The organism is Marinobacter sp. MIT932201 (assembly GCF_047123295.1).
Taxonomy (GTDB): domain Bacteria; phylum Pseudomonadota; class Gammaproteobacteria; order Pseudomonadales; family Oleiphilaceae; genus Marinobacter; species Marinobacter salsuginis.
Genome location: NZ_CP138917.1, coordinates 1,226,776 through 1,238,518, shown reverse-complemented (window position 1 = coordinate 1,238,518; position 11,743 = coordinate 1,226,776). Strand labels below are relative to the sequence as shown.

The 11,743-nt window shown below is 55.2% G+C and carries 7 protein-coding genes; all 7 read right to left on the bottom strand.

Features of this window, described 5'->3' with window-relative positions; translation table 11 throughout:
• Positions 1–2: 2 nt before the first annotated feature.
• Genes SIC15_RS05615 through SIC15_RS05585 form a run of 7 tightly spaced genes read right to left on the bottom strand, consistent with a single transcriptional unit; the run spans position 3 to position 11,742 of the window.
• Positions 3–893: a DUF4194 domain-containing protein gene (locus SIC15_RS05615; RefSeq protein ID WP_412537243.1), complete on the bottom strand. Its 891-nt coding sequence runs from the start codon at positions 891–893 to the stop codon at positions 3–5.
• An 8-nt stretch (positions 894–901) separates the two neighbouring features.
• On the bottom strand, positions 902–2,362 hold the full coding sequence (locus SIC15_RS05610) for a DUF3375 domain-containing protein (protein WP_412537242.1): 1,461 nt from the start codon (positions 2,360–2,362) through the stop codon (positions 902–904).
• 26 nt (positions 2,363–2,388) lie between these two features.
• Positions 2,389–5,352: a DEAD/DEAH box helicase family protein gene (locus SIC15_RS05605; protein WP_412537241.1), complete on the bottom strand. Its 2,964-nt coding sequence runs from the start codon at positions 5,350–5,352 to the stop codon at positions 2,389–2,391.
• A complete protein-coding gene (locus SIC15_RS05600; RefSeq protein WP_412537240.1) occupies positions 5,349–7,037 on the bottom strand; it encodes an AIPR family protein in 1,689 nt (562 codons plus the stop codon). Before SIC15_RS05600 ends, SIC15_RS05605 begins: the two co-directional genes overlap by 4 nt.
• 27 nt (positions 7,038–7,064) lie before the next feature.
• A complete protein-coding gene (locus SIC15_RS05595) occupies positions 7,065–9,023 on the bottom strand; it encodes a site-specific DNA-methyltransferase (RefSeq protein WP_412537239.1) in 1,959 nt (652 codons plus the stop codon).
• Positions 9,024–9,082: 59 nt separating this feature from the next.
• Positions 9,083–10,495 (bottom strand): DUF6880 family protein, encoded by a 1,413-nt coding sequence (locus SIC15_RS05590; protein WP_412537238.1) that lies wholly within the window; start codon positions 10,493–10,495, stop codon positions 9,083–9,085.
• Entirely contained in the window at positions 10,492–11,742 is a 1,251-nt protein-coding gene (locus tag SIC15_RS05585) for an ATP-binding protein (protein WP_412537237.1), read from the bottom strand. Before SIC15_RS05585 ends, SIC15_RS05590 begins: the two co-directional genes overlap by 4 nt.
• Position 11,743: the final 1 nt, after the last annotated feature.

The following is an 11,743-nucleotide window of genomic DNA, read 5'->3' as shown; positions in this document are numbered from 1 at the left end:
CCCTAAAGACCTCCAAGCAAATCATCCTGATCAACGCGCCGCTGATCCGATGCCGGGACGCTGCCAAGCCTGGAATCGACATCAATGTTCGCCTCCTGCGCCAATCGAAGGTATTCCTCCAGCATCGACTCGAGAAATGCAGCGTCCACCACGTAACGAATAATCGGCGTAATTTCGAAGCGATCCTCTGCGCCCCGAGCGGAGGCGAGCACTTTCTTCTGTACCAGCTTCTGGACAGCGCCATTGAGCTTCTTGCGATCGGCTTTGGCATGGTTGGTCAAAGGAAGAAAAGGCATCAGGCAGGATTCCAGGCGTTCCAGATCTACCGTGATTTTCTGCTCACCGGCGGTCTCCCGCTCCTGATAGTGACGACGAAGCACCAATAGCAACAGAGTGTCATAAAGAGACAAGGTGCGCTTGGAAATCAACGCCACAGGCTCGTCATCTATTGAATTTTCGTCATCCTCGGTTTCCGTTTCGTTCAAGGCAACAAACGCAACGCCGGCTTTCTCGTCCAGAACAAGGCGCAGGTAAACCCCAGCCAGATGGCGACGAATCAGAGCCTCATAGCGACACAGGGCCTCAAAAACCTTGGGTTTCTGGGCGCCAATAATTGCCCCATGCCGCATGATATACACCAGCACCCGGCGCGCTTCATGGGGTAACTGAGAAGGATCGGCCACAGTCTCCCCCTCCTCTTCGGTTGGCTCGTCTTCCTCGGATGACACCACGGGGATGCCTGTCGTCCCGGTGATGGGGGCCGGTGCAGAGTCGCTGGCAAGGCCACCATGTCGCCGAACCCGGTCGAAAAAGCTGTTCCCAGAGTCTGAGCGCTGGTCCTGATCGATACTCTCACTATCCGGACTCGGAGAGTTTTGCTCAGTATTGCTCATGTCGGCTCCTAAAGTACCAGCTCGTCCAGATCGGCAGGGAACAGCTGGGCGCTTAATACAAAGGTGGGCACTGTGGCTTGAAACTGTGCGCCGCTCCTATCGACAAGCAGCACTCGCTCCAGATCTTCCAGTTGTGCGGCTTTAACAGACTTCGCTACGCGCACATAGGCCACAAGTTCTTCCAGCCCCGAGTGAACAGGGTGCTGTTCCACAAGCCCCGCAATGCTCATTGGCCCCTTCTCTACAAGAGTCTTATAGGTTTTTTCGGCAACCTCCCGAATACGCACTGCTTCCAGGCTTTCAAGAATATGTTCACTGGGCTCCCGCGCATTTTCCCGGGCCTCCACGCCTCGGGTATCCAACTTCTCATCCGGACTACGCAGACGCATGGTTGCCGGCGAGGATAATTCAAGCGGCCCAACCGGCAAGGACAACCTTGTGTAGGTCCGCAGATCAACGCCTCCATCCCTCAGATTTACGGCAACCTTCTCCAACTTGGCGAGCAATTGATCAACCGCACGATTTTCACTGGCCGCGCCGCTCTCAACGTAGGCCCTCAGGCTTTCTTCGGTACGACGTCGAACCTGGAAAACACGGTCACTCTCCCGGCCCAGCTCCCGCATCAAATGGGCCAGGAACTGCTGTTGGGAAGAAGACAATTGCAGTGAGATTGGTTGGTTGAGAATACCTCGAAGCTGATCACGCAATTCAGTCTGCCGATTTTGGTCACACAACAGCTGGAAAAAGCCCTCAAAAGCACTACCTGCGTCTGTTGAGGAGAGCAGCGCCTCCTTTTCCATCACCGCCTGCAGTACTTCGCCCCGAGTGGACTCGCCCTCAATCAATTGGATTCGAAGCGCCTTGTCCAGTTGGCGAATTTCGTCTTCCACCCGCCGAAAATCCCCCGTAAGTACCGAGGCAAGCTGGTACACCTCACGAATACGCTCGCGCTGTTGCTGCTGGCTCAGCTCCTGCACCACGCCCGCCCTGAGCGCTGCAATGTCCCGCTCGAGCTCCGCTTTCTTGTGTTCCAGCAAAGTGACGCGCTCGCCAACATCCGGGCTGATAGCAACGGCAAGATCCCGGACGGCTTCCTGCACAATTCTCAAATGGGACGCGGTCGTGCCGGCAGTTCGTTCATCAAGGGTTCGGCAAAAGCGGAGTGCTGTTTCGCTGGCATCTGTCTTGGTAAGACGATCATCCAACTCACGCAACCAGCCCGAAGCAATCCACTGATTGAGGTAAGTATTTGCCGCGATCTCGGTTTGCCAGATACCGAGTTCCCGCGAACGATCAATCTCTGCGTCGAGGCGGATGCGCGCACGCCCGAAGGGCACTTCACTTTCTTCGGAAAACAAGTCAGCGATAAACGCCAGAATATACGGAGCATTGTCGGCACGTAGCAGTTTCCACGCCGCGCTTTCACCATGAAGGCGGTTGTATTTCGCTTGCAGCCCCTGAAAGCTCATTGCGCATTTCCTTTGACTGAACGCGGCTAAACGGCAGTCACTTCAGCCACCGACGTTGCCACTTTGTAGTCCACACCACCCAATGCCTCGAAATGCGCTTCGCCACACAGAATCTTCAGATTCTCCTTCAGCCGGCGCTTATCGCTGTCGTGAGTCGTCTTGGTTTCCCGGATCAGATACACCTTGCGATCTTCGTCCAGCACCACAGCCCAATCAGGATTATAGTCGCCCACCGGGGTGGGAATAGTAAACCAGCGGGGTAGTTTGCAGAAAAACTTGACGTTCCCGGCACCGTCCAGCGCCTGTGCGGTCATGCGTTCGATGTGGGAATCGCACTCGATGTAATCATAAGGCGTTTGCACCTGATCGCCCTGGTTGCCATGTTGAACCTGATAGGAGCGGTCCAGATAGGCTTCCAACTCCGGCTCGTCGAACAACTCCATTTTGTAGTGTTCGCCGGCCAGTTTCTCGTACCGAATGCCATCCACCAACAGTTCATCCAGCGCCTTCTGAACTTGCCGGGCGGCCTCGGTGATAAACCCTTGCGGGTTGGTCTTGAACTCGCCCAACCGTTTGCAGTTCCGGATAATCGTCAGCAAGGTTCCCCTCGTCAGGTGCGTGCGCTCCTGCAAGGCACCAATCAGGTCCGGCAAGATCTCATGGGAGCTGACGTAGCGCTCTTTGGTTGTGGAAATCTGCCGATCACTGCCAAAGCCGGCCTCCGTCAGTTTGGCCTGGGTGTGATCAATGGTGAGTGTCACCGGCTTGACGACGGGCATGTTCTGGAGCTTGTGGCTAGCCAGGTCGATCAGTTGCTGAGTATCAAACTGGATGGCGTACCGGGTTTTCTGGCTGATCTTGTCCCAAAGTGCTTTGAAGTCCGGGTTCAGTTCCACCCGCTTGTTATAGGAAACGGCTGTGCGCTTGCGGGCGTCCTGCACCCGGCCTGCGAACATAAAGCTGCGCAAGCGGTCGATGATTTCATTTTCCAGCGGTTGGTATTCCGGCGGCACTTGCAGCTGGAAGTACATGTCGTCCGGCTGAAAACGGGCGGTGAGGTCACCTTTAGCATCGAGGTAGCCCTCTGCCTTCAACGCCTGCCAAAGATGGCGGGACTTTTCCTGGCCCAGGGTTTCGGTGTCGTTAAACGCCAGCGGTGCGAAAGCGATGGCGGGTACGCGGCCAAACTTGAAGCCACCGCCGATGTCTTTTTCCATTTCGGTTTGCAGATTCTTGGCGTAGTCCTCGAAGGACTCGCTGGCTACCACCGTCAGGCGGTTGACCTGAGGGTCAAATACCCGGTCGCCGTTGGCATCCACCGATAAACGGAGACCACGGCCCAGGGTCTGACGCCGCTCCTTTTCACTGCCGAATTCCCGCAAAGTGCAAATCTGAAACACATTAGGGTTGTCCCAACCCTCTTTAAGGGCTGAATGACTGAAGATGAAGCGCAGCGGTTCGGATTGGTCCAACAAGCGCTCCTTATCCTTCATGATCAGCTCGTAGACTTCAGCGTCACTGGCAGTTGTGCCACTGGTGTCCTTCAGCTCCACCACTTTGCCGCGCTTTTTCACTTCGGCGAAGTAACCATTGTGCACCTGCTCTACATTCAGCTTCGGCAGGTCGCTGAACAGCGAGCTCGCTGCCAGTTCGCTGTAGGCTTCCTCAAACCAGCGAGCCAGCTTGCCTTTCTGAACATGGCCGTACTCATCGTAGTATCGGTAATTGGCCACCTTGTCGATAAAGAACAGCGACAGCACCTTCACGTCCAGGCCTTGCTTTTGAAGGTTGCGCTCTTTCTTGAAGTGCTCCTCCACCGTCTGGCGGATCTGAGCTTTCAACACATCGTCGTGGATTCCACCCTTGTCCTGCTCTGGCTCCAGAATCACGTTGTTGGCGAAGCGTACGTATTCCGCACCCGGCTCCGCGTAGATCTCATCTACTACATAGCCCTGATAGCCCGAGCGGTTGGTGTGGTCGGACAAGTCCGTGCCCTGCTTGAGTTTAACGGTCTTTTCCTTGGTACCGTTGGGCGTATCTTCGAAGATCACCACCGAGGCAGACGGTGTCTTGGCTTTACCGCTGTAGCCAATCTGACTCAGCTTCAGGTACGTCTGGTTCACATTACTCTGAGACTGGATAGACGCCACCGAGATCTGCTTCACCAGCTTCTTGTCGTAAGCCTTCACCGGGCCGAGCTGATACACCACGTTGTAAGGGTTGCGGTGAGTGGCGGAATAACGCAGGGCAAACAGGGGCTTCAAGTGATTCACGGCCCGGCGGGCCTTGGCAGTGTTGTCTACTGACTGCGGCTCGTCGATGAGCAGTACCGGCCGTACGTCCTGGATAAACTCGATGGGTTTGACACCAGACATCCGGTCCTGCTCCCGGTGAATCACCGAAAGCTTCTTGATCTGCTCTGGCGTCAGACTGTCGTAGCTCTCCACATCCCCGGCATCCCGCTGGAAAGCCTGAATGTTAATCACCATGATCTGCAAGGTGTTAGCCGTGGCAAACTGGCGCACCTTGGACAGATCCTTGGCGCTGTAGACATAATGATCAAAAGGCGCGTTGTCATAAAGGCTGCGGAAATGCTCCTTCATCATGGCCAGGGACGACAGCACGCCCTCACGGATGGCCACCGAGGGCACCACGATGATGAACTTGCGTAAGCCCAGGCGCTTGTGCAGCTCGAAAATGCTACGAAGGTACACGTAGGTTTTGCCGGTGCCGGTTTCCATTTCCACCGAGAAATTGGGGAACGGGTAGTCGTCCCCCGCCTCGAACAGATGTGGAGATTTCTCGATGAAATTCTGTTCCTGCACCCGGTGGAGGTTTCCCAGCACCTTGTCCGCATCCCACGAGAGGGTATTGGCAATACCTAACTTTCGGTAGGGTTCGCCGGCGGTGGAAAGGCCTTCGAACACCGACAGCGTGGATTCGATAGCATCCTGCTGGTAATCCAGATTGGGGTTGAACTTCAGTTTCAATGGACAGCTCCGGCTTCCTCGGCTGGGTTCAGGTACTGCATCAGATCACCGCGGCGGAATGTGGCCGAAAGCTGTTGCAAGGATATCTCCCTTTTGCCATACAGAGCCGTCAGCGCCTCGGCAATCTGGTCCTGTGCGCGATGCTGGAATTCGTCAAACTGGCGATTCAGGCGGTCCAGCAACCCCTGATAGTTCTGGTGGCTGACTTCGGCCAGAGCAACGCCTTCAGCTTCCAGTAGATAGTCCCCCACCAGCATGGCCTTGTAATGAGAGGCATAAGGCAGGAATACCGGAGGTTGGTCCTGCTCCGGGCGTTTGCGCTCGTTTTCCACCATGCGGAAAATCAGTGCGGCCAGGATCGCTTGTGCGGAATTGAGGTTGTCGAAGACTTCCTCGTACAGCTTTCCGAAAAGCTCCTTGCGGCGGAACTTAGCCTGAAAAGGCTTGCGGCGCCAAACCGCCAGCACCGCTTCAGCCACCACGGAGCTGGTCAACTCGTCACTTTTTACAGAGGTATCGTCCCGCTTGCGGCGATAGCTGAAGCCCAGATCCTTCATACCGAGCTCCAGCCGGCGCTGTTGCTCGTCGTTGGCGCGCAGGTCTCTGAGATCTACCGGATTCTGGCTGTTGGTGGCGTAGGTAATATCCTGCACAAACTCTTTATCATCTTCCGCAAGTTCGTAAAGCCGCAGCAGCACGTAAGTCTCCGAAAAATCCCTTAACAGGTCGGGGTCGTTGAGCGTCTGCTGGATGGTTTTGCAGGTTTGCCCACCATTGATGATCTGAATGCCTTCCAGCTTGAGCTGGTAGTCCCGCCCTTGCAGAGCATTGTGGCGGAACTTCCGGCAGATCATAGTGATGCCGTTGTTGAAGAAGTAGAAATTCTTGCGCCGGTTATCGTCCACCAGGGTATCGTGAATGGCCGTGTTCACCCGGTTACGGTTCATGCCAAGATAGCGGCGAATGTTGCGCTCCAGCAACTGGTCACCATGGCGATTGAACAGGTCGGCAATGTCCTGAATCGCCACCTTGCCAATGAGCACCCGACGATAGTTGAAGTCTTCAATCACGGCTTCACCGCGCAGTGGCAGGGAATCGTCCACCGACTTCTGGTTCTGCAGCACCCTCACGATGTCGTTGTGATTCAGGTGCACCCAGTTAACCTGCGAGCCTGAAAAACCTGCGGCTTCGATCAGTTTCTGAGCGCTATCGTTCCATCGGTCTCCATTGTTGCAGAGAACCATCTTCACCACAGGAATATACCCATCCCGAATCAGGGAACGCACTTCTTCTATCCGGGGCTTCAGTCGGTCGTTCATATCCAGCACCTTGGCTGGATCAAACAGAGTGCCAATCGTCTGAATGGCTGCCTTCACACCGTTTTCAGGGAAATGGGCCGCGCCACTCAGGTCTTTATGTTTGTACTTGCCCTGAAACAAGGTGACCTGAAACTCACCATCTTCAACATCGCCCACATAGAGCACATCCACGCCTGCATCGCCACCACCTTCGGTGAGGTACTCCGCTGCCTCTTCCAGAGGAATCCCCAGAGCCGTGGCGGCGCTAAGCAACACAAAGGCGGCGGACTTTTTTTTCTGCGGGTCTTTACCCGGTGGCAACAGATCGCTGTTGGCATCGACGATGCCATCCAGTCTCTGGTCAATGATGCTTGCATTAATGTCCATGGGCGCTCCTGTGTCCTGTAATGCGAATCAAACCGTTTTGAAATCGATCTGATCGATTTTTTCCTTGCCCTGGTTAAAGGCCTCGAAGGTTTTCACGGCGTTGGTCTTGAGCTGGTCGTTGCCATGGAAGGCTTTATCCAGGCAGATAAACTGGCCGGGGGCTTTGGCCAACACGGCGTCAATCAGGCCCTGGTCGATGTCGTCTTCCAGATGCACCAGCAGGGCGCCCTCGGCGACGGAGAAGAGTTTGTGGCCCGCCAGTTCAATCTGCTCCACTTTTTCCGTGGGCATCACACCAGCCTTGATCAGCAGTTCGTAGAGCAGGTCTTCCTGGCTGGCGTTGGGGGCTATGTGGTCGACGTTGAGCTCCATTTGTTGGAGCAGTTCCTCGTCGGAGATGTCCTTTGCCGGGGCTTGCCAGGGTTTGAAATTGCTTTGGTTGAGTTTTAATACCTTGAAGCCTAGATCCAGAGACTTGGCATGATCAAGATCCAACCTGCCTTCTTGCTCCTCCCGAATCTTTTTCCCAACATTTCGGATGCGAGATTTGCCCAGATCAGAGATGAACTTTACAGACTCTTCCTCCGACTTGAGCGGCTCAGGAAGTTGGACAATCACGAATTTTCGATTGCCTTTATCCTCAAGATTTTGCGCGAAGACAGAATGGGCTAATGGGGCGCTTCCAGAAAAGAAATCCATTACCACATCGTTTTCAAGAGGTTTAGTACCTATTTTCAGCAGATGGCGAAGGAGGCGAGTCGGCTTTACGGAGTTCAGAACATTGTCGCTATTTTCGAATTCTACAAATTCCAGCAGTTCCTTTTTTGCCTCTTGGGTGTGGCCAACGACCTTGAACGGGAGCAGAGTTTGTGGAATTACGCCATCTTTCACTTCGGACAGAAATCTTTTCTGACGCGGCATGTTATTTCCGTCTTCTCCCCACCAAATGCGATTGTCCCGGTCCATTTCCTCAAATTTTTTCTTCGAAACGCGCCAATAGGTGCCATGTGGAGGGCCAGATATTTCTCTACCCGATGGACAACTCACACTGTAAACGCCTTCCCCGTAATAATTTCTGGCGCATAGGTCGGATGATGCCCACGGGCCCCTTGGGTCATTGTCAGGGTTAATGTATCTGTTGCCGGCCTCCTCGCCTCTTGGAAGCAGAGTTGGTCGCCAAATTTCAGCGTTTCGGCAATAAACAATGACATAATCGTGATCTTCAGACATATATTTCGCTGAATTTTTGGGACTGAAAACCTTCTGCCAGATCATCGATGCAATAAAATTCTCCTCCCCAAAAATCTCATCGCACATCCGCCGCAGGTTTTCCACCTCGTTGTCATCAATAGAGATAAAGATCACCCCGTCCTCACGCAGCAGATTGCGGGCGAGGTACAGGCGGGGGTACATCATGTTCAGCCACTTGGTGTGGAAACGGCCCTCGTTGGCGGTGTTGGTGGAGAAGGTGCGGCCTTCGCTGTCTTTCAGGCCGGCGTATTGCAGGTAGGTGTCCAGACTTTCGCTGAAGTTGTCCGGGTAAATGAATTCCTTGCCGGTGTTGTAGGGCGGGTCGATGTAAATCATCTTGACCTTGCCGTAGTAGCTCTTCTGCAACAGCTTGAGCACTTCCAGGTTATCGCCCTCGATGAACAGGTTCTCGGTGGTGTAAAAATCCACCGATTCCTCCCGGCAGGGCTTGAGAGTGGCTGTAGAGGGCTGCTGAATCAGCCGCAGGCAGTCCCGCTTTCCAGGCCAGTCCATGCCGTAGCGTTCGCGGCGGTTGTCGAAAATGTCGGTGAATTCACCCAGTTCCGCTTTCAGGCGCTCCAGATCAATGGTTATCTTCAGCTCGCCCTGGTCATCGAGGGTTTCTGTGAAGATGCCCGGGAACAGGTGTGCGAGTTCCTTGCGGCGCTGCTCGGCAATGTCCAGGGACTGGCCGTTCATCTGGGTGTCTGTGGAGGAAGTGTCTGGGTTGGTCATGTTACTGCTGTGTCCTTGGTCAAGCTAAAAATTGAGCTCTTGGGGAGGCTTTGCGGGCGTCAGTCTTTCGGCGGTTTGTTGGGGTAATCCGTCAGTTCCCAGAAGGAGCGTTTTCGCCCGTGCCGGGTTTGCAGGCCGTGGATAAAAGCCTGCGCGTCTTCTAACTCCCGGTAATCGTCGAGAACCTTATCCAGCGCCAATAATTTGTGAAAGTAGTCCGCCCCATGGCGATAGGCACGGGTATAGCCGCGCTCCAGCAGGTCGGTGAGCAGCGCACGGTAGCACACCACCTGCGCCAGAGGCCGGTCTTCGTCAGCAAACCTTTTTGCCCATTTCAGCAGGGTACCGTAATGCACCGACGTGAATCGGTCGGGGTCGGCCAATAATACCGTTTCAGCCCGCTCGGGGCTTCCTGCCAGCAGCAACATGGCAACCCACTCGTCGGGTGCAACTATGTCAGTTGACAGGTTTTCAACCTGACGTCGCAACTGAGGCTGCTCTTGATCACTGGCCATTCGCCACAGCGGCTCCAAGGTGTAGCTGTGGGGCTTTTCGGTAAAATCTTGTTGGAGTTCCGCTTTCAACTGGTCGGTATCGCCGTTGCGTTTTAACCATCGGTGCCGCAAAGAGCGATAACGGTTCTGGTCGCCTTGCCATTGGAGCTGTTCCAGCCAGTGGGCTGCCCGGTCCAAATCGCCCAGGGTCAAGGCAAATTCAACCAGGCGGGCCAGTTGCAAGCTGTTGGGTTCCGGGCTGGTCAGCAGGGTAGCCTGTTCGTACAGAGCCATGTCTTGCAGGGCTTCAGCCACGGAGCTGATGCCGATGCAGGCATGCGCAGCTTCAACATTATAGCGGCCCGGTTCTCTTGGTGTTGCCAATGCGGCCTTGGCATCCGCCTCAAAATCAGCCGCCAACAAGCGAAGCTCTGATTCAGACAATAACGGAGCGCCGTTGGCGATGATGTCGTCTAAAACGCCGTACTCGTTGTTGTCAAAAAACGACCGTACTTTTTGCAGCCAGTTTTCGGCATCCGGCTTTTGCTGGCGCACGTCAACAGCGATAGCCAGCCACTGACGGGTGGCGTCCCTGAAAACGCCGCCCACGTAGCCGTCGGAATCGTCTACTCGCTGAAACGCTTCATCCGCCAGCGCAATAAAAGCCTCGGTCAGTCTCAAGGCAGCGTGGGCATCTTGCGGGCGCAGCAGATTGTCGATGGCAGATAATAAAGACGACAAGCGCTCGCTGAAACCGTAGCTGCCACGGTAGCCATAGAATTCATCTTCTTCAGCAATCTGCTGCAACTGGGCGGTGAGGGTTTCTATCAACGCGAACGCCTCGTTACTGGGCCCGCAGCCGGCGGCCAGGTAACGGTCGATAACGTCATCAACCTGAGATTCCCGTCCGTAGACCGCACGGAGCAAGCGAATCAGGTCTGGCTTTGTCAGTCTGGCGGCACGGTTTTCCAGCGTCATGGGCGGTAGGGCTCCTTCTTCGCCGCATAAACCGTTAGCTGAAGTTCTTCCCCCACCATTTTGTAGTCCGGCCGTTTGCCAGAGAGCTTTTCGGACTCATTGAGGATCACCGGCACACCCTCACCCCGCTTATCCATCATCCGGGAGCGGTTGATGGTGGGGTGTTCATAGGGGCAGCGGGCCAACAAGCTGGTGACCAGCTGGTTGCGGGAGGCCTGTCGGGCCATGAGCTCGTCCACTTCCATGGTGTTGACCAGAGCGCCCGGTGAGCAAAGCACCAGCCGGTCCGCAAACATGTGCAAGCGTATATGCGCGCCATAAATGTCGTAATCCCGGTGAGCCACAGCGTTGACCAACGCTTCGAAGATGGCGGTGAGGCTGTACTGTGGAATGTCTTCCCGGCCCAGCAGTTTACGGGCGGCCACACGCTGATTTTTCTCAACGAACGAGAGGGCGCCGCTGATTTGCTGATCCAGGGGGCCGGTGAAATCCATAGCATCCGTTTGCTGGTCTGCATCGCGGTTGTTGCCCCCGTAACAGACGGCCTGGATGTAGGCGTTTGGCAGCCAGTTGACCGGGCTCGGGGTACCGAGCAAGACACCGGAAACGCTCAGCTTTTCATTGCCTTCATCGTCGTCCACCAACATGCGAAGTTTGCGGAGCTGGGTGCGTTCAGGCTGGCCTTCCTCACGCAGGAACTTGCGGTACAGGCTCGGGTCCAGATCTTCATAACGGGAGCCGGGCACCGGGCGTTCGTCCAGCCAGATCAACCGGGACTGGCTGCGCTGCATCATGAGCCGGGCCAGATAATCCTGCTTCATGGGCTGTTTTGATTCGGCCACACGATGGAAATAACGGCCATTGCTGCTGTGCACGAACAAGCTCTTCTCAATGTCCACATGCAGCACGTTCTTCATATCGCCGTGTTCGTCGGGCAGCTCCAGCAAGCGGGTGGCAATGGGCAGTGGCGGCTCAACGTTGTCGGTGGCAGCATCTTTCACACGTTTCTGCACCGCTTCGAGCATGTCGGCAGGAATGCCGATGATTTGCCGGGTTCTGTCATCCACGCCCAGAACCAGGTAGCCACCTTTCTGGTTCGCGAAGGCGGCCATTTCATCGGCCAGGTCTTTCTGGTCCGGGCCTTTGATTTTATTGCCCCGGATTTCAACACGCTTGAACTCATAGCCGGAGTCTTCCCCAAGGCGAATCTGGTACAGCAAGTCTTTAACCAGCTTTTCTCTGTCCATG

Excerpts from the sequence above, each read along its gene's own strand:
- SIC15_RS05615 (WP_412537243.1), bottom strand. The coding sequence starts at position 893 with ATGAGCAATACTGAGCAAAACTCTCCGAGTCCGGATAGTGAGAGTATC.
- SIC15_RS05610 (WP_412537242.1), bottom strand. The coding sequence starts at position 2,362 with ATGAGCTTTCAGGGGCTGCAAGCGAAATACAACCGCCTTCATGGTGAA.
- SIC15_RS05600 (WP_412537240.1), bottom strand. The coding sequence starts at position 7,037 with ATGGACATTAATGCAAGCATCATTGACCAGAGACTGGATGGCATCGTC.
- SIC15_RS05595 (WP_412537239.1), bottom strand. The coding sequence starts at position 9,023 with ATGACCAACCCAGACACTTCCTCCACAGACACCCAGATGAACGGCCAG.
- SIC15_RS05590 (WP_412537238.1), bottom strand. The coding sequence starts at position 10,495 with ATGACGCTGGAAAACCGTGCCGCCAGACTGACAAAGCCAGACCTGATT.
- SIC15_RS05585 (WP_412537237.1), bottom strand. The coding sequence starts at position 11,742 with ATGGACAGAGAAAAGCTGGTTAAAGACTTGCTGTACCAGATTCGCCTT.